A 22,157-nucleotide genomic window follows, 5' to 3' on the forward strand; every position below is an offset into this window, starting at 1 on the left:
TCAGCCTGCCACGCCCCGCCGCCTACGACGGCGGGAACCCGGGAGGCGTCAGGCCCCGCTCGGCCACCTTCGCCAGCTCCTCCTCCGTCAGGACGCGCGGTTCGCCGATCGCCCTGGCCCGGACGTACACGCCGCAGAGCCATTCGAGGAGCCGCGCGTTCTCGAACGCCTCGTCCAGGTCGCGGCCGATCGCGACGCCGCCGTGGTTGGCCAGCAGCGCGGCGCGCATGCCTCCGGCCATGGCCGCGCGGACGCCGGCGGCGAGCTCCGGCGTCCCGTAGGTGGCGTACTCGGCGACCTTCACCACCCCGCCGAGCAGCAGGGTGTTGTAGTGGATCGGCGGCAGCTCGGACATCGTCGTCGCGACGACGACGCCGTAGGTGGAGTGGGTGTGCACGATCGCCGCCGCCTGGGTGGCCTCGTAGAGCGCGAGGTGCATCGGGGTCTCCGACGACGGCGCCCGCTCCCCCTCGACGACCCGGCCCGACAGGGTGATCACCGGGCAGTCGGCGGGCGCCATCCGGTCGAGCCGCATCCCGCCCGGCGTGACCGCGACGAGATCGCCCGACCGGACGCTGATGTTGCCGGACGAACCGATGACCAGGCCGGTATCGGCCAGCCGCCGACCGATCGCACCTAGTTCGTCCCTTTCGTCCGACAACAACATGCGAACACCTTTCACGTTCCCGATCTTGCACGGCTACGCTACGGCCCTGACGATCTTTGAGGGGACCGGTCATGGCGGTTGTGACAGTCGGCGCGCACATCCTGGACGTGCACGCCAGGCCCGTGCCCCACGGCCCCGGCGGGCCGGACGCCGTCGTCGTGGTCGACGAGATCAGGGTGACCGCCGCCGGGGCCGCGGCGGGCACCGCGGTGGCGCTCGCCAGGCTCGGCAACGACGTCGTCTCCGTCGGCGCGATCGGCGACGACGACCTCGGCGACCTGCTGGTCACGCTCATGTCTCGGAACGGGGTGGACGTGCGCGGGCTCGTCCGCCGGACGGCCGCGCAGACCGCCGCCTCGATCCTCCCGATCCCACCAGGAGGGCAGGAGGGCGGCCCGCCCGAAGGGCATGGCCACCCGATCCTGCACGCCCCCGGGGCCAACCTGACCCTCACCGCCGGTGCGGTCGGTCCGGGGCTGCTCGGCGCGGCGAGGCTGGTGCACCTCGGCGGCCCGGACATCACCGCCGGCCTCAACGACCCCGTGTTCTTCGCGATGCTCGACGCCGCCCGCGAGACCGGCACCATCGTCACCATGGACGTCCTGTCGGCCATGCCCGATCTCCTCACGGGCGCCGCCGCGTTCCTCCCCCACGTCGACCACTTCCTGCCCGACGACGCGCAGGCCGCCGCGATGACCGGTGAGGACGACCCCGAGAAGGCCGCCAGGGCGCTCCTCGCCCAGGGCCCGCGGACCGTGATCGTCACGCTCGGCGGCGACGGCAGCCTCGTCGCGACCGGCCCCGCCGACGCGCCCGCCGTGCACCGGCTGCCCGCGCTGCCCGTCGAGGTCGCCGACACGACCGGCTGCGGCGACGCCTACTGCGCCGGGTTCATCACCGGGCTCGCGCACGGGCGGGACGTCCTGGAATCGGCGCGCTGGGGCACGGCCGCCGCCGCGACCGTCGCGCAGGGCCTCGGCTCCGGCGCCGGCCTCACGAGCCTGGACGACGTCCTCCGCCTGCTGGCGTAGGCCGGCGGCGGCCGGTCAGACGGGCGAGCGCCCGGAGCGGTCGCCGGTCAGGACCGCGTCCGCCGCGCCCGCGAGCTGCTCCAGGCGGAAGACCTCCGTCCGGTGGAACGGCGGCGCGTCCGTCCGCGCGACGACGAGCGCGAGGGTGCCCTTGGCGAGCGGGCACACCGCGAAGTGCGTGCCGTCCGCCGCCGTGAAGGCGCGCGGGCGCAGCGGCAGCAGCTCCGGCAGATCGGCTCCGGATTTGCCGCCCACGCTGGCGTGGGTCAGCACCGCGCCGCCTGCGGCCGTCAGCTCCGCGAGGCCCGCCCAATCGGCGCTCAGGATGGCCGGGACGGCGTCGGCGAGGATCTCCGCGCCGCGCTCCGGGACGGCCGCGACCTGCCCGATCACGGCGGCGTCCGGGAACGCGCCCTGCGGCTCCGCCGTCGGCCAGACCCCGACGACCTCCACTCCCGGCACCGCGCCGAGCCCGTCGCTCAGCCGGCCGGTGTCCACGCCCGCGGGCCACGCGACCGTGAAGTCGTCCATCGCCCGGCCGTTGTCCCGCTCCAGCACCGCCATCTGCACGACGTCCGCGCCGGCGGCCCCCAGCGTGCGCGCCACCTGCCCCAGCGATCCGGGACGGTCGGGCAGGCGGACGCGTATCCGCAGCAACATCGCCACCTCCAGTTCCCCCTCCGTGGCCCCCATCGTCCGCGAAACCCGTTTCGTTCGTGTTACCCAGGGGTGACGACGCGGGAAAACGGCGCCGGGGGCGGTGCTGGAATGGCGGGCACGGGTCAAACTAGAGTCCAGTGAAGGTCACCAGCGGGCCTATCGCCTCATGTCGCCCACCATTAAGGTAACTGCACGTGTCGAGTGACGGGGAACCCCCAGTCAGCGCGGGATCCGGAACCGGGCCGGAAGCGGAGCCGGGCACGCCGGCAGGCGGCGGGGCGGACGGTGCGGCGCTCCGCGCCGACGTCAGGGACGCGCTCACCGGGCTCGCCGCCCGCCTCGACCGCGAGCACGAGCGCGCCGCGCACCGCGAGGCCGTCATCGACCGGCTGCACGAGGAGAACCAGCGGCTCCGGCGCGGCGAGCTGCAGGCGATGCTGGAGCCGGTCCGCGCCGCGCTGTACCGGCTGCACGACCAGGCGCGCCGCGAGTCCGGCCGGCTCGCCGCGCCCGACCTCGCCGACCCGCCCGACCCGCGCGCCATGGCGCTGCTGCTGGAGGCCGTCGCCGACGACGTCGCCGACGCGCTGGCGCGGCTCGGCGTGGAGCGCTTCACGGTCGAGCCGGGCGCGCCCTACGACGCGGCGCGGCACCGTCCGGTCGCGGTCACGCCCGTCGACGACCCGCTGCGGGACGGCACCGTGACGGGCGTCGAGTCCGACGGGTTCGAGCAGAGCGGGAAGGTGCTGCGCAAGGCGGCGGTCCGTGTCGGGAAACTCGGAACGAAGCACGAAAAACCCGAAACGGACGACAAACCGGAAACGAAGGCGGACGCCCGGCCGAACGGGACCGGACGCACCGTCAAAGCCGGAGCGAACCACCGCCGGAGCGCCGGGAACGGCGAGACGCTGAAGGCGGACACGCAGAAGACCGATGGGTGAGAGGGACATGGCCGTCTACGGGATCGACCTGGGAACCACGTACTCCTGCATAGCCTCCATCGACGACGTGGGGCGGCCGGCGGTCCTGCGGAACCTGGAGGGCACCGACACCACCCCGTCCGTCGTGTACTTCGAGAGCGGCGAGAACGTCGTCGTCGGCGCCACCGCGAAGGACACCGCCGTCCTGGAGCCCGACAACGTCGTCAGCCTCATCAAGCGGGACATGGGCCGCGACGTGACCCGGCCCATCCACGGGATCGACTTCACGCCCGAGGAGCTGTCGGCGTTCATCCTGCTGAAGCTGGCGACCGACGCGCGCACCACGACCGGCGAGGAGACCCGCGACGTCGTCATCACCGTCCCGGCCTACTTCGGCGTCGCCGAGCGCGACGCGACCCGCAAGGCGGGCCGGATCGCCGGGCTGAACGTCATCGACATCGTGTCCGAGCCGATCGCCGCCGCGATCACCTACGGCGTCCTCAACCCCGAGCAGGACCGCACGATCCTGGTCTACGACCTCGGCGGCGGGACGTTCGACACCACCGTCATCGCGCTGCGCGGCGGGCACATCGAGGTGGTGTGCACCGACGGCGACCACGAGCTCGGCGGCGCCGACTGGGACGCGCGGCTGGTCGAGCACCTCGCCGAGCGGTTCCGCGCCGAGCACCCCGACGCGGGCGACCCGCTCGACGACAAGCAGACCGAGCAGCAGCTCCGCCGCGACGCCGAGGACGCCAAGAAGGCGCTCACGACGCGCACCGCGCACACCGTCCGGGTCATGCACGGCGGGCGGGTCGCGTCGGTCGAGGTGACGCGGGAGAAGCTGGAGGAGCTGACCAAGGACCTCCTCGACCGCACCGTCGAGATCACCGGCCGGACGCTGTCCACCGCCGCCGAGAAGGGCGTGGACGACTACGACGACCTCGTCCTCGTCGGCGGGTCCACGAAGATGCCGGTCGTCGCGGCGCGGCTGGCGACCGAGCTGGGCCTGCCACCCCGCCTCCAGGACCCCGACCTCGCCGTCGCGAAGGGCGCCGCGCTGTACGCGTTCGAGGAGACGTACCGGCGGTTCGTCCGGGAGGGCGCCGCCGAGCAGGCCGAGGAGATGGCGAACCGCGCGGGCCTGTCCGCCGAACAGCAGAAGCAGATCGCCGGGCGGCAGATCAAGACGGTCGCGTCGCACGCGTTCGGGATCGTGGTCGTCGACCGGGAGACCGGCGCGGAGAGCGTCGCGCACCTCGTGCACGCCAACGACGAGCTGCCCGCCGCGAAGACCGAGGATTTCTTCACCGTGTACGACGACCAGGCGTCCGCCGACATCCGGGTGATGGAGCAGGCGGGCGTGGTCGAGTCCGGCGACCTGATCGACAACACCGAGATCGCGACCGGGGAGATCCGCGTCCCGCCGGGCAAAAAGGCGGGCTGGCCGATCGGCGTGACGTTCGCGCTCGACGCGTCCGGGCTGCTGAACGTCACGGCCGTGGAGAAGGAGACCGGGGAGCGGCTGGAGCTGAAGGTGGACGTCGGCGGCATGTCCGAGGAGGAGGTCGAGCGCTCCCGGAAGGCCCTCTCCCGGGTCCAGGTGAGCTGAGCCGGGAGGCGCCCGTGGCGTTCGACGACGACTACCGGCGGGAGGTCCTGGAACCCGCCCGGGCGGCGGGCGACCAGCCTCCCGAAGATCTGCGCGCCCGCTACGCCCTGCCCGATCCCCTTACCGGGCCGGTGGTGGTGGCGCGGGTCAAGGAGGTCCGGCAGTGCTGGCGGCGGGCCCGCGGGCAGCTGAAGTACCGCAAGCTGATCGACCGGCTGGAGGCCGAGCACCGCGAGCTGACGCCGCTGTTCGCCGCCGCCGAGCGCGGTGACCTGCGCCCGCTGGAGGCGCGGCTGCGCGGCGGGCGGGAGCGCACCGAGCGGCGCCGCACCGAGGCCCGCGCGCGGCTCGCCGACGCGGCCGGGGCGCTGAGGATGGCGACGCCCGCGGAGGTCGAGGGCATCGCCCGCACCGGCGGCGTGACGCGCGCCGAGCTGGAGCGGGTCGCCGCCGCCGACGGGATCGAGATCCGCGAGCCCGACGCGCTGCCGGCCGCCGCGCCCTACCCGGCCTACCGGAAGGTGCAGGAGTCGCTGGACGTCCTCGGCTCCCGGCACCTCGCCGACTTCGTGTTCGGCGGGCGGCTCACCGGCGCGATCCGGCTGCTGGACGGCTTCGCCGCCCCCGGCGGCGCCTTCCGCCTCGACGACGACGCGGTCGCGGCGGTCGCCGCCGAGTGGGCGCGCCGCAGCCGCGACACCAGCACCACGCACGCCGACACGATCCTCGCCGCGCTCCGCTCGGACGCCCCGCTCCCCGAGCTGGTGCTGTTCGACGTGGTCGACCGGCTCCGCGAGCGGCTGCGGCAGCGGGCCTCCGAGCAGGCCCTCCTCCGGTACGCGACCGACGACCTCGGCATCGACCGGCGCGACGCCCGCCGCATGGTGTTCGCCGTCGTCCGCGAGACCGGCCCCGGCGGCGGCCTCGCCGGACGCCTGCGCGCGCTGCTCGACGCCGGGGAGGTGTTCGCGGCGGCGGAGCTGGCGGACGCCTCGAACGTGCCCACCGCGACGGCCACCTCCGCCGGGACCGACCCGCCGGAGGAGGAGGTCCTCGCCGCCGAGGCCCGGCACCGGCTCGACACCGCGCTGCGCCTCCGCGAGACCGCCGCCGCCGAGCCCGACCCCGACCGCGCGCACCGCCTCCTCGACGACGCGCTCCGCCTCGTCCGCGACCTGCCCGGCGCGGCCGCGCACCGGCACCGGCTGCCGCCGCGTCCCGTCCCGTCGGTGCGCGCGGACGTGGACGCGGGCGCCGTCCGGCTCTCCTGGGAGCCGTCGCCCTCGACGGCGGGCGAGATCGGCTACCAGGTCGTCCGGCAGGTGGGCCGGGCGCCGCGCGACGTGCGGGACGGCACCGTGATCACCGGGGTCCTGGACGAGAGCCCGCCCGTCAACGAGCAGGTGTTCTACGCGGTGTTCGCGACGCGCGGGGACGCCGTCGCCGCGCCCGCGGTCGCGGGCCCGGTGGTCGTGCGGCCCGAGCCGGGCGAGGTCGCGCTGCTCGCCGGGGACGGCCAGGTCACCGGGCGGTGGCGGTGCCCGGCGGAGGCGGCGCGGGTCGTCGTCGTCCGGGACGGGACGGCCGTCCCGGCGGGGCGCGACGGGTTCCGCGAGCGCGTGCCCAACGGCCGGACGCACCACTACCGGATCGCCGCCGTCTACCTCGACCCGTCCGGGCGGGAGGTCGTGACGGACGGGGTGCGCGCGTCGGTCACGCCGAGCGCGGCGCCCGAGCCGGTGTTCGAGCTGGCCACCGAGACCGATCCGGCCGATCCGGGACTGCTCACGGTGCGGTTCGACCCGCCGGGGAACGGGACGGTCGAGCTGGTCCTGTCGGAGGGGCCGCCGCCGTGGCCGCGCAGCGCGCTCGTCCCGCTGGAGGAGGTCCGGCGCGAGACGCGGCGGCTGGCGTGCACCCCGGTGCCGGGCGGGCTCGCGGTGCGGCCGGGCGCGAGCGGATGGCTGCTCGCGGTGTCGGTGGCGGAGGGCGGCGCCGCGATCGGCGCGTACCACCGGCACGTGAACCTGCCGCCGCCGCGCCGCCTGATCGCCGAGCGGCGCGGCGACCACGTGCACGTCGGGTTCGACTGGCCGCCGGACGTCGCCGAGGTCGAGCTCGGCTACCGGATCGGCCGGGACGCCCTGCAGATCGCCGACCCGCCGTCGGCGGAGACCGTGACCCGCGCCGCCTACGACACGCAGGGCGGGATCCGGCTGCCCGTCCCGGAGGACGAGCCCGTCGAGCTGTCGGTCGCGGCGGCCGGGACGGTCGGCGGCTCCCGGGTGACGGGGACGCCGGTGACCGCCCGGGTCGCGGCCCGCGCGATCGTCCGCTACGACGTGGAGCGGTCGGGCCCGCCGTGGCGGCGGTACCTGACGATCCGGCTGACCTCGTCGCGCCCGCTGCGGGTGGCGCGGCTGTCGCTGGTGCTGCGCACCGGCCGGGTCATGCCGCACCGCGCCGCCGACGGCGAGACGCTCGGCGCGTGGGAGCAGGTGCCGGTGCCCGGGGAGCTGTCGCTTGCCGTGCCGGACGCGTCCGGGCCGTACTGGCTGCGCTGTTTCGCCGACGACGACGTGGTCGAGCTGACCGATCCCCCCGTCCGCCGGCTCCAGGTCACCCGATGACCAGGCCGCTCGCCCGCGTGGGCCTCCCCGGGGTGCCGTCCAGGCCGCGCGCTCCCAAGAACGGCATCACGTGCCCGTACTGCTTCGAGTCGGTCGCGCCGCAGCGGATCCTGTTCCGGTGCCGCGGGCAGGCGGGGCGGCGGCAGGGCTGCGCGCCCGTCCTGGACGAGGCGCTCGCCGCGTACACGGGCTCGACGGCGGGCGCGTCGCTGCCGCCGGTCTTCGCCGCGTCGGGACGCAAGGGGCAAGCCGAATGCCCCGAATGCGGCGTCGCGACCGGCAACCGGGCCTGCCCGGAGTGCCACAACCCGCTGCCGTCCGCGTACTGCGACTCCCCCGGCCGGATCGTCGCGCTGGTCGGGGCGAAGAACGCGGGCAAGAGCACCTACATCGCCGTCCTGCTGCACGAGCTGATGAACCGGGTCGGGACCGAGCTGGACGCGTCACTCGTGGCCTGCGACGACCGCACGATCGAGCGGTACAAGCGCGACTTCGCGCGCCCCCTGCTGGAGGAGCGGCGGCTGCTGCCGACGACGGCCAGCGCGGCGACCGGCCCGCGCGAACCGCTCGTGTACCTGCTCACCCGGACGCGGCGGGGGCGGCGGGGGCGTTTCGCGCGCCCGCGCAACGACTCGCTCGCGCTCGTGCTGTTCGACACCGCGGGCGAGGACCTGCGCAGCCGCGAGGTCACCGACCTGCACCTGCGGTACCTGGAGGCGGCGGACGCGGTCGTGTTCCTGGTCGACCCGCTGGAGCTGCCCGGCGCGCGGACGGGAGTCCGCGACGCCGTGACCGCGCCGCGCGGCGCCGGGGACGACCCCGACAGCGAGCCGCTGAACATCATCGCCCGCGTCACCGACACGCTGCGGCAGCGGCACGGGACGCGGCCGGGCGAGCCGCTGCCCGTCCCGGTCGCGGTCGCGCTCACCAAGATCGACGTGCTGCGGCCGGGGCTGCTCAGGCAGTCGGCGCTGCACCGCTCCAGATCGGGCTCCGGCGTCCTCGACCTGGACGACAGGGACGCGGTGAACGAGCAGGTCAGGGCGCTGCTGCACGACTGGCAGGCCGGGCAGCTCGACACCTATCTCGGGCAGCAGTACGCCGACCACGCGCTGTTCGGGCTGTCGGCGCTCGGCGGCGTCCCCGACGCGGACCGGGTCGGGGCGGGCGGCGTCCGGCCGTACCGGGCCGAGGATCCGCTGCTGTGGCTGCTGTACCGGTTCGGGATGCTCGAGGGCGTCCGCCCCGGAGGTGGTTAGGCGTGGCCTGGCAGTTGCACTACACCTCCGCGCGGCGCGGGCCCACCGGCCGCGCCGGGTTCCAGTTCGTGGCGGAGACGCCCGGCCTGCCGGACGGGGTGCGGGCGGGCGTGACGCCGTACCTGTCGTACCGCCCGCCGCCCGACGCGCCCCTGTCGCCCGATGACTCGGAGCTGGGCGGGTTCCCCGTGTCGCTGCTGTACGACCGGGTGGACGGGCGCCCGCTGCTGCTGCGCTGCCGCTATCTCGGCCGCGACTACTCGGGCCGCTACGGCAACTTCTTCGCGCATGCCGTCGTCGCGGAGCCGGACGAGCTGGAGGGCCTGCGTCCCGCCGAGCTGTGGCACGCCCCGCACTGGACGCACGATCCCGCGCCGGAGACCGTCCTCGACCGGCTGGACGACCTGACTCCCGGCGCGGCGCTCGACCCCGAAGCGCTCGCGGCATGGCTCGCGGCGTCGTCGTCCGGCCCCGGCGACCCGTACGCCCTGCTGGGTCATCTGATCGACGCCGTCGCGGACGTCCTGGGCCGGGGCCACGGACGCGTCGTGCTGGTCTCCGACGACGTCGAGCTGATCGCGCGCTGGATCGCGGTCGTGTCGTACTCGCTGCCGGTCGACGCGGCGGCGCGGCTCTCCTTCGTCACCTACACCGCCGACCCCGACGGCGCGGCCCAGCGCCTCGTCGGCACCACCCCGGCGATCTGGGCGGCGGCGCAGCACCACGCCTCGCACGCGTCCGCGTTCGACCTCCGCGACGGCGTCCCCGGCGATGCCCGCAAGCGAGCCAGCCGGTTCGCCCGGACGGTCGCCGCCTGCTGGCGCGACTCCGACTTCGGGGGCCTGGACGCGCTCGGCGAGCTGGCCCCGCTGAACGACCCGGCGCAGGAGGGCGCCGCCGCGCTGCTGGCCCTGTGCCGGGGGGACGCGACCGTCACACCGGGCGAGGAGGCCGCGGCGGCGGAGCTGATGTCGCGGCACGGCTCCGCGATCCCCGAATGGGTGTGGCGCGACCTGGTGCCCGGCGTGCCGTCCATGGGGCTGGACCTGGCGCTCGCCGTCCACGAGCGGGCGCGGGCGGCGGGCGCGGCCGAGGTCGCGCGGCAGTGCTCGCTCCGCGTCACGGACAGGGCCCTGGACGCGCTGGCGAAGGCGTCGTCCCTGCGCGCCGTCGTGGCGACGGCCGGAGTGGCCGAACGCGCCGGGGTGCCACTGGATCCCACCGAGGTCACGGCGTCTGCCGCACGCTGCGCGCGAGCCGGAGCCGCCGACCTGGGCAAGGCGCTCACCGGCTGCCCCACCGCACTCCGCGACGCCCTCCTCGACGGTGTGATCTCCGGTCTGGCGGACGCCGGCGAGCCGCAACGGGCCGCGGCCCTCACACCCGCGAACTGCGATCTCCTCTACGAGCACGCCGAGCGGCTGCGCACCGCGCCCGCCGTGGCCTGCGCGGTCCTGGCGTCCATCGGACGGCGAACCCCCGAACGCAGGATCGCGGTCACCGGCGAGCTGCTCCGGATCGGCGACGACGACCCGGAGATCGACGCGGCGCTGCGCGAGGTCTGGGAGACGCCCCCGTCCACCGGCGAATGCGCCGCCCTGCTGGACGCGCACGGGAAGGCGATGGCGGACCGTCCCGCGCTGGCGGGGCTGCCGTCCCGGACGTTCACCAGGCTCGCGTTCCCCGGCGGCGAGCGCCTCGCCGAACCGGCGGCGCTGCGGCTCGCGGAACGGGTCCGGGAGCTGATGCCGGACGGGCGGTCCGGGCGCGACGCGGCGCTCGTCCAGGCGTACGGGAAGGCGATCACCGCGGGCCCGGCGCGCGCCGCGCGGGCGCTGGCGGACATCACGGCCGCGGACGGCGCGACATCGCAGCTCGCCGGGGAGGCGTTCGCCGGCGCCGCGCGGCGGCTCGCCCAGCGCCCGCCCGCGTTCCGGGCCGAGCTGCTGGCCGAGCTGTCCGGCACCGCCCGCGCCCGGGTCGGCGCGCAGTGGACCGCCGAGCTGCCCTCCCGCGCCCGCGCCGGGCGCGCCCCGCTGCGCGGCGCCGAGATCGAGCAGCGCAACGAGCTGGTCGAGGTCGTCCTGCGGCTGAAGGCGGGCGGGCGCTCCGACCCGGCCCTGGAGGCGTGGGCGCGAGCCGCCGCCGGGCGCTGGCTCGCCGCGAAGCAGCTCGACTCCCACCTCGCGCGCAGCCCCCGGCTCCGGACCGCGCTGCGCGACCTCCTCGCCGAGGACGACTCCGCCCGCAGAGGGAGGTGAACCCGTGCATCCCATCCTCGTGCTGCTGCTGATCGTCGTGTGGGGCGCCGCGATGTGGCTCGGGTTCATGTACGTGTTCCCGGTGCTGTTCGCCGGGACGCTCGTCGTCGCCGGGGTCGCCGCGCTCGGCCTGTACTACCTGCACGCGTGCCGGACGCTCGCGCCGTCCACCCTCGACGGGCCCTCACCGGTCGCCGAGCCGAAGGTCTCCTACCGCCACTACCTGCTCGGCCAGGTGTGGCGCGACTGGTGGACGATCAGCCGGACCGTCGTCCCGCAGGTGTACCGGACGGCCAGGGGCATCATCGTCAGGCTGACCCGGGTCCTGCTCGGCGGGTTCTGGGGGTTCTTCGTCTTCCCGATCTGGCTGGCGCTGTGCGCGGGGATAGTCGCGGCGGCCGTCCCGGCGTGCGGGTTCGTGCTCGCGCTGACCGTCCTGTACGGGGTCGTCGCCGCGGCCGGGCTCGCGGTCTGGCTGGGATGCGTGCTCGTCCTCGCCGCGGTGGAGCGGGTTTTCATGGCGTACGGGCGGATCCTGCAGACCTGCCCGCACCCGTTCTGCTACGAGCGGATCGGCCTGCCGGAGTACGAGTGCCCGGGCTGCGGCGCGCGGCACCGGCATCTCACGCCCGGCTCGGGGGGCGCGTTCCGGCACGTGTGCCGGTGCGGGGCGCGGCTGCCGACGACCGTCCCGCTCGGACGGTTCCGCCTCGCCGCGTACTGCCCGCACTGCGGCGGGCGGCTGCCGGAACGCATTGGGCGGGTCCGCGTCGAGCCGCTCCCGTTCGTCGGCGGACCGGCGGCCGGGAAGACGACGTTCATGGTCCTCGGCATCCGGGCCCTGCACTCACGAGTCCGCGCCGTCCACGGGCGGCTCGCGTTCGTGGAGCAGCGGCACGCGCAGGCGTACGCGGGCGCGATCCACGAGTTCCAGCGCGGCGGGCGCCTCGCCAAGACCGGCCCGGAGCTGCCCCTCGCCACCATGGTGGACATCGAGCTGCCCGGACGCGCCCGCCGCATCCTCTACCTGTTCGACCCGGCCGGTGAGCACTACACGGGCGCGACCGAGGTCGAATCGCTGCGCTACCTCGACCACAGCGAGGCGCTGCTGTTCGTGGTCGACCCGTTCGCCCTCCCCCAGCTGCGCAGGGCCCTGACCGGTGACGAGAGGCGGTTCATCGACGAGGCCGCCGTGTCGTCGGAGGAGGATCCGGCCGACACCCTGCAGCGGGTGCTGAACGAGCTGCGCTCCCGGCCCGACCAGGGGCATCAGAAGCGCGTCGCGGTCGTCGTGACCAAGACCGACCTGCTGGCCCGCACGGAGATCGGCCGCTGCCTCGCCGAGGACGGCGACCTGCGCGAATGGCTCGGACGCGTCGGGCTCGGCAACACCGTCCGGACGCTCGACCAGGTCGCGGGCCAGGTGCGCTACTTCGCCTCCGGCCTCGCGGCCGAGCCCGCGGACGTCGCGGACCTGCTCGGCTGGGTGACGGGCCTGGCCGCCTCGTCCAACGGCGACCACCCGCCCGCCGAGACCTCCCCCGAGCTGCCCGGCACGGCCCCGCTCCGCGCCCCCTGGCCGGTCCGCGGACGCGACTCCACCCGCGTCCCGGTCGGCTACACGGTCGGCCGCTGGGCGGTCCTGTCGGGCCTCTCCGTCCTAACGATCGGCACGGTGACCGGCGCGGTGGTAGCAGCCGCCGAGCGCCTGCCCTTCTAGCCCAGGGGGGCGACCCCCTGGAACCCCCGTCACGGCCGGCGGACCGCTTCCCGAGCCGCTGGCGCGTCTCGCGAAACGGCCCACCGGCCGCCGGGTCGTGCGGCCTCCGGCGCTGGGCGCCTACGGCCGCACGACCCGTGACCCCGGCTCAGGGTCGGTCCAAGATGGTGTGATTAAGGCCACTTCCTGACGTGGAAGATAACGGAACGTCATGTAATTGCATGGAGTGCCCCCCACGTACGGAGTACATCCATGACGCAGACCGCCGCTTCGGCGTCCGAGGCCTTGCCGGTTCGTCCCAGTGAGCGGCGGCTCGGGCTGATCATGGTGCTCGGGGCGCTGACGGCGCTGGCGCCGCTGTCGATCGACATGTACCTGCCCGCCCTGCCCACGCTCGCCGATGACCTGTCGACCGAGGCGATGCAGACGCAGCTCACGCTGACGGCGTGCATCGTCGGGCTCGCCGTGGGGCAGGTCGTCGCGGGGCCGCTGAGCGACGCGTTCGGCCGGCGCAGGCCGCTGCTGATCGGGCTCGCCGCGTACGTGGTCGCGTCGCTGCTGTGCGCCGCCGCGCCGACCGTGGAGACGCTCATCGCGCTGCGGCTGGTGCAGGGCGCCGCCGGGGCGGCCGGGATCGTGATCGCGCGCGCGATCGTCCAGGACCTGTACGACGGCGTCGCCGCCGCCAAGTTCTTCGCGCTGCTGATGCTGGTGAACGGCGCGGCGCCGATCCTCGCGCCCGTTTTCGGCGGGCAGCTGCTGCGGCTCGTGCCGTGGCCGGGCGTGTTCGCCGTCCTCGCGGGGATCGGCGTTGCGCTGTTCCTCGGCTCGCTGCTCGGGCTCAAGGAGACGCTGCCGCCGGGGCGGCGCGAGACGGGCGGGCTGCGGGCCACGGCGGCGACGTTCCGCACGCTCGCGGCCGACCGGTCGTTCGTCGGGTACGGGCTGGCGAGCGGCCTGGCGTTCGCGGCCCTGTTCACCTACATCTCCGGGTCGTCGTTCGTGCTGCAGGACGTCTACGACCTGTCGCCGCAGGCCTTCAGCCTCGTGTTCGGCGTGAACTCGGTCGGGATCGTCGCCGCCGGGCAGATCAGCGGCATGCTCGCCGGGCGGGTCGCGCTGCGGCGGCTGCTCGCCGCCGGGCTCGCCATCGTCATCGCCGGCGGGATCGTGCTGGTCGTGGCGGTGCTCGTCGGCGGGGGCCTGTACGGGGTGCTGGCGGGGCTGTTCCTGCTCGCGTGCGGGGAGGGCCTCATCGGGCCGAACGCGACCGCGCTGGCCCTGTCGGGACGCGCGCCGCAGGTGGCGGGGAGCGCGTCCGCGCTGCTCGGCGTCACGCAGTTCGCGCTGGGCGGGGCCGCCGCGCCGCTGGCCGGGCTCGCCGGGCCGGACACCGCCGTCCCGATGGCCGTGTCGATCGCGGCGCTGGGGCTGCTGGCGGCGGCCGTCACCGCGACCGTCACCCGCCCGTCCCCCGACCCCGTGGCCGCTCCCGCCACGGCCGTCTCCGACTAATCCCCAGGAATCGGGAGATTATTGGGGGAAAGCCGTAGCGGCCGAAGACCGCAGCGAAGCGAGGATCTTCGGCCGACCACCCGGGGGCCTGGGGGTCGCCCCCCAGAAAGGCAGGGCCGAGGTGAGCGAGGACACCGTGCGGCGCGGCGCCCGTACCGCGATCCCGATGCTCCTGGTCATGCTGCTGTCCCTGCTGGTCCCGGGGTGCCGGGCGCTGGAGGGCGAGGGGGCCGGGGACGTCCCGCCGCCCGCCACCGAGACCGCGGCGACCAAGCAGGCCAAGCCCAGCGGGCGGCGGCCCGGGGTCGTCAACATCGAGACCGAGCAGTCGCTGAACGGCACCCGCGCCGCCGGGACGGGCATCGTGCTCGACCCGTCCGGGTTCGTCCTGACCAACAACCACGTGATCCAGGGCGCCACCGAGATCAAGGGCACCGACACCGACAACCGCCGCGCCTACAAGGCGCAGGTCGTCGGGTACGACCGCGCGGGCGACATCGCGGTGATCCGGCTGACCGGCGCGTCCCGGCTCAAGGCCGCCGTGTTCGCGTCCGCGGCCGACGTGGCGGTCGGCGACACGGTCACCGCGGTCGGGAACGCGGGCGGCAAGGGCGGGGCGCCGACGGTCGTCACCGGCAACGTCACCGCGCTGGAGCAGGCCGTCACCGCGCGGGACGACACCAACGGCACGTCCGAGCGGCTGAGCGGGCTGATCGAGACCAGCGCCCCGATCAAGCCGGGCGACTCGGGCGGGCCGCTGCTGAACACCGCCGGAAAGGTCATCGGGATCAACACCGCCGCGTCGGCCGAGCTCACGATGGACGGGTCCCAGCCGAGGAAGGACCACCGCGGGTACGCCATCCCGTCCGACCGGGCCCTGGAGGTCGCGGGGCAGATCCGGCGCGGCGAGGCGTCGGGCACCGTGCACATCGGGCCGACGGCGATGCTCGGCGTGAAGGTCCGCTCCAACGGCGGGACTCGCGGCGCGCTCGTCGCGGAGGTCGTGCCGGGCGCGCCCGCCGAGGCCGCCGGGGTTCCGGTCGGGGCCGCGATCGTCAGCCTCGGCGGCCGGCCCGTCGACTCGTCCGGCGCGCTGACCGCGCTGGTTCTCGCGCACCGTCCCGGCGACGTCGTCCACATGGAATGGACGACGCCGCAGGGCGCGCTGACGTCCGCGACGATCCGCCTGGCGGAGGGCCCGCCCCAATAACGTTCGGGTCCGTGCGAAAGTGGGGTGTTGCAGCCGAGCAGGAGGATGAGTGCGATGAGCCGCAAGGCGCCCGCCGACGATTTCGATGACGCGGGTCTCGGCGTCTCGCCGCCGAAGGAGTGGGCGGCGGGCGTGCCGGGGGTCACGGCCGCGCTGCGCCAGTCCTACGACCAGATGGGCGTGCGGCGCACCGCGCTGACGCTGCTGCGCGTCAACCAGAAGCAGGGGTTCGACTGCCCGGGCTGCGCGTGGCCCGAGGGCGACCACCGGCATGTCGCCGAGTTCTGCGAGAACGGCGCGAAGGCCGTCGCGGAGGAGGCGACGACGCGGCGGATCACGCGGGAGTTCTTCGCCCGGCACAGCGTGGCGGAGCTGGCGGAGCGGTCCGACCACTGGCTCGGGCAGCAGGGGCGGCTGACCGAGCCGATGCTGAAGCGCGCCGGGTCCGAGCACTACGAGCCGGTGTCGTGGGACGAGGCTTTCCGGCTGCTGGCCACCGAGCTGACCGCGCTCGGCTCGCCCGACGAGGCCGTCTTCTACACCTCCGGCCGGACGAGCAACGAGGCCGCGTTCGCCTACCAGCTGTTCGTTCGCGCGTTCGGAACGAACAACCTCCCTGACTGCAGCAACATGTGCCACGAGTCGTCCGGGTCGGCGCTGAGCGAGACGATCGGCATCGGGAAGGGCTCGGTGCTGCTGGACGACCTCTACCAGGCGGATCTCATTTTCGTCGTCGGGCAGAACCCGGGCACGAACCATCCGCGGATGCTGTCCGCCTTGGAACGGGCCAAGAAGGCGGGCGCGCGGATCGTCGCGGTGAACCCGCTGCCCGAGGCGGGGCTGATGCGGTTCAAGAACCCGCAGCGCGCGTCCGGGATCGCCGGGAAGGGCACGGCGCTCGCCGACCGGTTCCTGCAGATCCGGCTGAACGGCGACCTGGCGCTGTTCCAGGCCCTGAACCGGATGCTCCTCGAATCGGACGCGCCCGGTGCCGTCGACCGCGAGTTCCTCGACGCGCACGCCCACGGGTTCGAGGCGTTCGAGAAGCACGTCCTCGGCCTGGACTGGGACGACGTCCTGGAGGCCACCGGTCTCACGCGCGAGGAGATCGCGGCGGCGTTCGACGACGTGCTCGGCGCGAAGAAGATCATCGTCTGCTGGGCGATGGGGCTCACCCAGCATCGCAACTCGGTCCCGACGATCCGCGAGATCGTCAACTTCCTGCTGCTGCGCGGCAACATCGGCCGTCCAGGCGCGGGCGTCTGCCCGGTGCGCGGCCACTCCAACGTCCAGGGCGACCGGACGATGGGCATCTGGGAGAAGCCGAAGCCGGAGTTCCTGGACGCGCTCGCCGCCGAGTTCGGGTTCGAGCCGCCGCGCGAGCACGGCCTCGACACCGTGGACGCGATCCGCGCCATGCACGACGGCCGCGCGAAGGTGTTCCTCGGGATGGGCGGCAACTTCGTCCGCGCGACGCCCGACTCCGCCGTCACCGAGGCGGCGTTGCGGAGCTGCCGGCTGACGGCGCAGGTGTCCACCAAGCTCAACCGCTCGCACGCGGTGGCGGGCGAGGTCGCGCTGATCCTGCCGACGCTGGGCCGCACCGAGCGCGACGTCCAGCAGTCCGGGCCGCAGTTCGTCTCCGTCGAGGACTCGATGGGCATGGTGCACGCGTCCCGGGGACGGCTGGCTCCGGCGTCGCCGCAGCTGCTGTCGGAGGTGTCGATCGTGTGCCGCCTCGCGAGCGCAGTGCTGCCCGATTCGGGCATCGGCTGGGACGCGATGGAGCGCGACTACGACGTCGTCCGCGACCACGTCTCGCGGGTCGTGCCCGGCTTCGAGCGCTACAACGCGCGCGTCCGGGAGTCCGGCGGGTTCACGCTCCCGCATGCGCCGCGCGACGAGCGCAGGTTCCCGACCGCGACGGGCAAGGCCAACCTGACGGTCAACGAGCTGGAGGTGCTGCGGGTCCCGGAGGGGCGGCTGCTGCTGCAGACCGTCCGGAGCCACGACCAGTACAACACCACGATCTACGGCCTGGACGACCGCTACCGCGGCATCAAGGCCGGGCGCCGCGTCGTGTTCGTCAACCCGTCCGACCTGGCCGCCCTGGGCCTGGACGACGGGGCGATGGTCGATCTGGTGTCGGAGTGGGCGGACCCTTCCGCAGGCACGGTCGAGCGGCGGGCGCCGTCGTTCCGCGTCGTGTCGTACCCGACGGCGCGGGGCTGCGCGGCGGCGTACTTCCCGGAGACGAACGTGCTCGTCCCGCTCGACAGCACCGCCGAGATCAGCAACACCCCGACGTCCAAGTCGGTCGTCGTCCGGCTGGAACCGGCGGGCTGACCGCCCGGCCGGCCACCGGTCCACGGGTATGTCTCTTGATACTGTTATGGATCACTGCCCGGTGGACCAATGGGGACGTCGATGTCACTGCGCCACGCGCTGCTCGCCACGCTCACCGCCCAGCCCATGACGGGGTACGAGCTGGTCAAGTACTTCGACGGCAGCGTCGCGTACGTGTGGAGCGCGCCGCACAGCCAGATCTATCCGGAGCTGCGCCGGATGGAGCGCGACGGCCTGGTGGACGTCGAGGTCGTGCCGCGGGGCGAGCGCGCCGAGAAGCGCGTCTACTCGATCAACGAGGCGGGCGTCGCCGAGCTGCAGCGGTGGGAGCGGGAGCCCATCCCGTACCAGTCCGAGCGCGACCCGTACCGGCTGAAGGCGGCGCACTTCGAGCAGGCCACCTACGAGGCGGCACGCCACCAGCTCCAGGAGCACCTGCGCCACTTCACCCGCGCGCTCCGGGACCGGGAGCAGATGCTGTCCGACCTGGACGCGCGCCGGGTGTCGCTGCTGCGCCGCCGGCTGGAGCAGCGGCCGGAGGAGGAGCACGAGGCGATCGTCGCGTTCCGCATGCTCGCCTTCCGGGGCGAGGTCCTCAAGGCGCGGGCCGAGATCGCGTGGGCGGAGGAGGGCCTCGCCCTGCTGGACGAGCTGGAGGGCAAGGGCGTCCCGCTGCGCGGCGAGCGCTGAGCGCCCCCGGGGCCGCCGCACGCCGGTCGCGTCAGCGCAGGAGCGCGCGGACGCGGTCGGGGGTGAGCGGGAGCCGGGTGACCGGCGCGTCCGGGCCGAGCGCGTCGGCGACCGCGTTGGCGATCGCGGCGGGCGTGGCGACCATCCCCGCCTCCCCCGCGCCCTTCGCGCCCAGCGGGTTGGACGCGGGCGGCCGGTGCTCGACCACCACGGTCTCGATCTCGGGCAGCTCCGCCGCGGTCGGCATCCGGTAGTCGCCGAAGGTCGTGGACAGCGGCTGCCCCTGCGCGTCATAGAGGAGCTCCTCCAGCAGCGCGCCGCCTATCCCCTGCGACGCGGCGCCCGCGAGCTGCCCGCGGACCAGGGCCGGATTGACGGCCCGTCCCACGTCGTGCATCACGATGTGGCGCAGCACGCGGACGCGGCCGGTCGGACGGTCCACGCCGACGAGCGACAGCGCGCCCCCGAACGAGAACGTCGGGCGGGGCTTGTCGAACCGGCCGCGCCCCTCCCCCAGCTTCCCGACCGGCAGCAAGGCCCCGGCCGCGCGGACGGAGCCCGCCGCGAACTCGACGTCGCCGGGGTCCGCGCCGAGCGCCTCGGCGGCCCTGGCACGCAGGTCGCGCGCGGCGAGCAGGACGGCGTTCCCCGCGACCGGGGTGGAGCGGCTCGCGAACGCGCCGAAGCCCATGGGGATCTCGTCGGTGCCGGAGACGTCGACCGTGACGTCCCGGACGGGGACGCGCAGGACGTCCGCGACGATCTGCGCGATCACCGTCTCGACGCCCTGCCCGAGCGAGCTGGACCCGATGTGGACGGTGAACCCGCCGCCCGCGTCCGGGACGACGCGCGCCTCCTCGAACGGCCCGATCGCGCCGATCTCGATGTACGCGGCGAGGCCGACGCCGACGCATTCGCCCGCGGCGCGGCGCCGGGCGGTCTCGCGCTTGAGGTCGTCGTATCCGGCGGCGTCGAGCAGCTCGTCCAGGGCCGACGGGTAGTCGCCGCTCTCGTAGGTGATGGCGGGCACGGCCGAGCCCTCGGCCATCGCGAACGTGAACGGCATCGCGTCGGCCGTGATCAGGTTGCGCCGCCGCAGCTCGGCCGGGTCGGCGCCGAGGCGCGCGGCCAGCATGTCGAGCAAGCGCTCGCGGGCGAACGTCACCTCGGTCATGCCGGGCCCGCGGTAGGTACCGACCGGTGTCCGGTTCGTGATGACGCCGGTCGACTCCACGGAGAACGCCGCCCAGCGGTACGGGCCCGCGATCTGCTGTGCGGGCAGCAGCTCCGGCAGGATGCCCTGGGAGCGGACGTAGGCGCCGTGGTCGGCGACGGCCCGGTCCCGGAAGGCGAGCAGCCGCCCGTCGGCGGTGGCCGCGATCTCCAGCTCGTGCTCCTGCTCGCGGGCGTGGTTGGTGGCGACGAAGTGCTCGGCGCGGTCCTCGACCCACTTCACCGGGCGGCGCAGCCGCAGCGCGAGGAACGCGACCAGGAAGTCCTCCGGGTAGGTCTCGCCGCGCACGCCGAAGCCGCCGCCGACGTTCACCTCCGCGACCCGGATCCGGTCGGCGGGCATGCCGAGCATCCCGGCGAGCGCCTGCCGCACCGAGTGCTTGACCTTGGCGCCGCCCCACAGCGTGAGCCGCCCGGTGACCTCGTCGACCTCCGCGAGGAGCCCGCGGGTCTCCATCGGGACGGCGGTGTGCCGGTGCATCCGGAACCGCTCCCGTACGACGACGTCTGCGGCGGCGAACGCGGCGTCCACGTCGCCGTGGCGGAGCGGGACGGTGTTGACGACGTTCGTGCCCACCCCGGGGTGGACGGGCTCCGCGTCCGCCGCGTCCGCCAGGGCGGTGACCGGGGGCAGCTCGTCCAGGTCGACGTCGACGAGCTCGGCCGCGTCCTCGGCGACGTAGGGGTCGGCCGCGACGACGACGGCGATCGGCTCGCCCACGTACCGGACGACGCCGCGCGCGAGCGGCGGCTGCAGGAACCGGTTCGCCTCCGGCGTCTCGAACATCGGCAGCCGGATCGGGATGCGGACGTCCGGCAGGTCGGCGGCGGTGAGCACCGCCACCACCCCCGGATGCGCCGCGGCCTCGGTCACGTCGATCGAGGCGATCCGCGCGTGCGCGACCGGGCTGCGCACGACGCGGGCGTGGACCTCGCCGTCGCGGCGCAGGTCGGCCACGTAGCGGGCGGTGCCCGCGAGGAGCGCGGCGTTGGCGTCCCGCCGCACGTCGCCGCCGATGATGCCGGTCATGGCCTGCCTCCCTCGTCCGTTGCGTCGATGAGCCGGGTCAGCGCCCGTTCGACCAGCACCGCGACGAGGTCGCGGCGGAACGCCGCCCCGGCGAAGGCGTCCTCGCCCGGGTCGGCCTCGGTGGCCGCGATCCGCGCGGCCGCCGCGGCGGCGTCCGGGGTGAGCGCCGCGCCGTCCAGCGCCGCCTCCGCCTCCCGCGCCCGGACCGGGACGGGCCCGACGGACCCGAGCGCGATCCGGACGTGCCGCGCGGTGCCGTCCTCCCCCGGCGCGAGCGCGACCGCAGCGGAGACGAGCGCGAAGTCGCCGGAGCGGGCGGTGAACTCCTCGAACGCGCTGCGCAGCCCCGGCGGCGGCACGGGGAACTCGGCCCGCACGAGCACCTCCGCCGGGTCGATGACCGTCATGAAGGGGCCCGTGAAGAACTCCGCCGCCGGGACGTTCCGTGTCCCGGCCGCCGACCGCAGCACGAACTCCGCGTCGAGCGCGACGGCGACGACGGGCAGCTCGGCGGACGGGTCGGCGTGCGCGAGGCTGCCGCCGAACGTCCCGCGCTCCCTGATCGGCAGGTGCCCGATCAGGGAGGCGGCCTCGCGGATCGCGCGCCACGGCCCGGCCAGCTCGGCGGAGCGTTCCACGGCGGTGTGCCGGGCGAGGCCGCCGATCGCGAGGCCGCCGCCGGACCGGTCGATGCCGTCCAGGCCGGGCAGGCGGCCGATGTCGACGAGGTGGGTCGGCCTGGCGAGCCGGTAGGACAGCAGCGGCAGCAGGCTCTGCCCGCCCGCGAGGAGCTTGGCCTCGTCCCCGGCCTCGGTGACCAGCGTGAGCGCCTCGTCGAGGGTCGCGGCCCGCGCGTAGGCGAACGGCGGCGGCTTCACCGCGCGCTCCCGGCCAGCTCCCGCTGCGCGGCGAGGACGGCGTTCAGGATCGGCACGCCGCCGGTGCAGCGGCACAGGTTGGAGCTGATCACCTCGCGGACCCGCTCGGGGGACGCGTCCGGCTCGTCGCGCAGCAGCCCGGCCGCGAGCATCAGGAACCCGGGCGTGCAGAACCCGCACTGGAGCGCGCCGCCCGCGTCGAACGCGCGCCGCAGCGCCGCCAGCTCGGGCGCGCCGCCCTCGATCGTCTCGATGCGCGAGCCCTCCGCCTGGACCGCCAGCGCCAGGCACGACCGGACGGGACGGCCGTCCATCAGCACCGTGCAGGCCCCGCAGACGCCGTGCTCGCAGCCGAGGCGCGTGCCGGTGAGCCCGTGGTCGCGCAGCGCGTCGGCCAGGGTCCGCCGCGGCGGGACGCGGACCGCCTCCGCGCGGCCGTTGACGTCCAGCGCGCACGCCACCGTGTCGTCCTCGGCCGTCCATCGCCCCACGTCG

16 protein-coding genes are annotated in these 22,157 nt (G+C 75.0%); 11 read left to right on the forward strand and 5 right to left on the reverse strand.

The features are described from left to right. Nucleotides 1-22: 22 nt before the first annotated feature. Nucleotides 23-667 (reverse strand): class II aldolase/adducin family protein, encoded by a 645-nt coding sequence (locus ACH34S_RS16200; RefSeq protein ID WP_395953465.1) that lies wholly within the window; start codon nucleotides 665-667, stop codon nucleotides 23-25. Nucleotides 668-738: 71 nt separating this feature from the next. Between ACH34S_RS16200 and ACH34S_RS16205 the strand changes: the two genes are divergently transcribed. Beyond that, nucleotides 739-1,698, forward strand: a complete 960-nt coding sequence (locus ACH34S_RS16205) for a carbohydrate kinase family protein (RefSeq protein WP_395953466.1) — start codon at nucleotides 739-741, stop codon at nucleotides 1,696-1,698. A gap of 15 nt (nucleotides 1,699-1,713) precedes the next feature. On the opposite strand, the gene ACH34S_RS16210 is transcribed toward ACH34S_RS16205, so the two are convergent. After that, nucleotides 1,714-2,391, reverse strand: coding sequence for an ACT domain-containing protein (locus ACH34S_RS16210; RefSeq protein ID WP_395953467.1), 678 nt, complete (start codon nucleotides 2,389-2,391; stop codon nucleotides 1,714-1,716). Between the two features lie 161 nt (nucleotides 2,392-2,552). On the opposite strand from ACH34S_RS16210, the gene ACH34S_RS16215 reads away from it, so the two are divergent. The 10 genes from ACH34S_RS16215 (at nucleotide 2,553) to ACH34S_RS16260 (ending at nucleotide 18,521) form a co-directional block, all read left to right on the forward strand. Then, nucleotides 2,553-3,299 carry a nucleotide exchange factor GrpE gene (locus tag ACH34S_RS16215; RefSeq protein WP_395953468.1) on the forward strand — a complete coding sequence of 249 codons (747 nt, stop codon included), beginning with the start codon at nucleotides 2,553-2,555 and terminating at the stop codon, nucleotides 3,297-3,299. Further along, the gene (locus ACH34S_RS16220; protein WP_395953469.1) at nucleotides 3,292-4,890 is read left to right on the forward strand and encodes an Hsp70 family protein; all 1,599 of its coding nucleotides are present in this window, start codon (nucleotides 3,292-3,294) and stop codon (nucleotides 4,888-4,890) included. Before ACH34S_RS16215 ends, ACH34S_RS16220 begins: the two co-directional genes overlap by 8 nt. Nucleotides 4,891-4,904: 14 nt before the next feature. Then, a complete protein-coding gene (locus tag ACH34S_RS16225; protein WP_395953470.1) occupies nucleotides 4,905-7,520 on the forward strand; it encodes a hypothetical protein in 2,616 nt (871 codons plus the stop codon). After that, the gene (locus tag ACH34S_RS16230; RefSeq protein ID WP_395953471.1) at nucleotides 7,517-8,779 is read left to right on the forward strand and encodes a hypothetical protein; all 1,263 of its coding nucleotides are present in this window, start codon (nucleotides 7,517-7,519) and stop codon (nucleotides 8,777-8,779) included. Before ACH34S_RS16225 ends, ACH34S_RS16230 begins: the two co-directional genes overlap by 4 nt. Nucleotides 8,780-8,781: 2 nt before the next feature. After that, nucleotides 8,782-11,040 carry a hypothetical protein gene (locus ACH34S_RS16235; RefSeq protein ID WP_395953472.1) on the forward strand — a complete coding sequence of 753 codons (2,259 nt, stop codon included), beginning with the start codon at nucleotides 8,782-8,784 and terminating at the stop codon, nucleotides 11,038-11,040. 4 nt (nucleotides 11,041-11,044) lie between these two features. Beyond that, nucleotides 11,045-12,760, forward strand: coding sequence for a hypothetical protein (locus tag ACH34S_RS16240; RefSeq protein ID WP_395953473.1), 1,716 nt, complete (start codon nucleotides 11,045-11,047; stop codon nucleotides 12,758-12,760). Nucleotides 12,761-13,012: 252 nt separating this feature from the next. Continuing rightward, entirely contained in the window at nucleotides 13,013-14,275 is a 1,263-nt protein-coding gene (locus ACH34S_RS16245) for a multidrug effflux MFS transporter (protein WP_395953474.1), read from the forward strand. A gap of 121 nt (nucleotides 14,276-14,396) precedes the next feature. Further along, nucleotides 14,397-15,485 carry a S1C family serine protease gene (locus tag ACH34S_RS16250; RefSeq protein WP_395953475.1) on the forward strand — a complete coding sequence of 363 codons (1,089 nt, stop codon included), beginning with the start codon at nucleotides 14,397-14,399 and terminating at the stop codon, nucleotides 15,483-15,485. Nucleotides 15,486-15,539: 54 nt separating this feature from the next. Continuing rightward, the gene (locus ACH34S_RS16255; RefSeq protein WP_395953476.1) at nucleotides 15,540-17,831 is read left to right on the forward strand and encodes an FdhF/YdeP family oxidoreductase; all 2,292 of its coding nucleotides are present in this window, start codon (nucleotides 15,540-15,542) and stop codon (nucleotides 17,829-17,831) included. 81 nt (nucleotides 17,832-17,912) lie between these two features. Continuing rightward, a complete protein-coding gene (locus ACH34S_RS16260) occupies nucleotides 17,913-18,521 on the forward strand; it encodes a PadR family transcriptional regulator (RefSeq protein ID WP_395953477.1) in 609 nt (202 codons plus the stop codon). A 31-nt stretch (nucleotides 18,522-18,552) separates the two neighbouring features. On the opposite strand, the gene ACH34S_RS16265 is transcribed toward ACH34S_RS16260, so the two are convergent. Genes ACH34S_RS16265 through ACH34S_RS16275 form a run of 3 tightly spaced genes read right to left on the reverse strand, consistent with a single transcriptional unit; the run spans nucleotide 18,553 to nucleotide 22,153 of the window. Then, a complete protein-coding gene (locus ACH34S_RS16265) occupies nucleotides 18,553-20,784 on the reverse strand; it encodes a xanthine dehydrogenase family protein molybdopterin-binding subunit (RefSeq protein WP_395953478.1) in 2,232 nt (743 codons plus the stop codon). After that, a complete protein-coding gene (locus tag ACH34S_RS16270; protein WP_395953479.1) occupies nucleotides 20,781-21,662 on the reverse strand; it encodes an FAD binding domain-containing protein in 882 nt (293 codons plus the stop codon). The genes ACH34S_RS16265 and ACH34S_RS16270 overlap by 4 nt, the downstream gene beginning before the upstream one ends. Further along, nucleotides 21,659-22,153, reverse strand: coding sequence for a (2Fe-2S)-binding protein (locus ACH34S_RS16275; RefSeq protein WP_395953480.1), 495 nt, complete (start codon nucleotides 22,151-22,153; stop codon nucleotides 21,659-21,661). The genes ACH34S_RS16270 and ACH34S_RS16275 overlap by 4 nt, the downstream gene beginning before the upstream one ends. Nucleotides 22,154-22,157: the final 4 nt, after the last annotated feature.

Origin of the sequence: Actinomadura sp. 3N508, from assembly GCF_044326375.1 — a bacterium.
Classification (GTDB): Bacteria; Actinomycetota; Actinomycetes; order Streptosporangiales; family Streptosporangiaceae; genus Spirillospora.

What these genes read in the sequence shown, in the direction of transcription:
- ACH34S_RS16200 (WP_395953465.1), bottom strand. Translation starts at nt 667, where the DNA reads ATGTTGTTGTCGGACGAAAGGGACGAACTAGGTGCGATCGGTCGGCGG.
- ACH34S_RS16205 (WP_395953466.1), top strand. Translation starts at nt 739, where the DNA reads ATGGCGGTTGTGACAGTCGGCGCGCACATCCTGGACGTGCACGCCAGG.
- ACH34S_RS16210 (WP_395953467.1), bottom strand. Translation starts at nt 2,391, where the DNA reads ATGGGGGCCACGGAGGGGGAACTGGAGGTGGCGATGTTGCTGCGGATA.
- ACH34S_RS16220 (WP_395953469.1), top strand. Translation starts at nt 3,292, where the DNA reads ATGGGTGAGAGGGACATGGCCGTCTACGGGATCGACCTGGGAACCACG.
- ACH34S_RS16230 (WP_395953471.1), top strand. Translation starts at nt 7,517, where the DNA reads ATGACCAGGCCGCTCGCCCGCGTGGGCCTCCCCGGGGTGCCGTCCAGG.
- ACH34S_RS16245 (WP_395953474.1), top strand. Translation starts at nt 13,013, where the DNA reads ATGACGCAGACCGCCGCTTCGGCGTCCGAGGCCTTGCCGGTTCGTCCC.
- ACH34S_RS16255 (WP_395953476.1), top strand. Translation starts at nt 15,540, where the DNA reads ATGAGCCGCAAGGCGCCCGCCGACGATTTCGATGACGCGGGTCTCGGC.
- ACH34S_RS16260 (WP_395953477.1), top strand. Translation starts at nt 17,913, where the DNA reads ATGTCACTGCGCCACGCGCTGCTCGCCACGCTCACCGCCCAGCCCATG.
- ACH34S_RS16265 (WP_395953478.1), bottom strand. Translation starts at nt 20,784, where the DNA reads ATGACCGGCATCATCGGCGGCGACGTGCGGCGGGACGCCAACGCCGCG.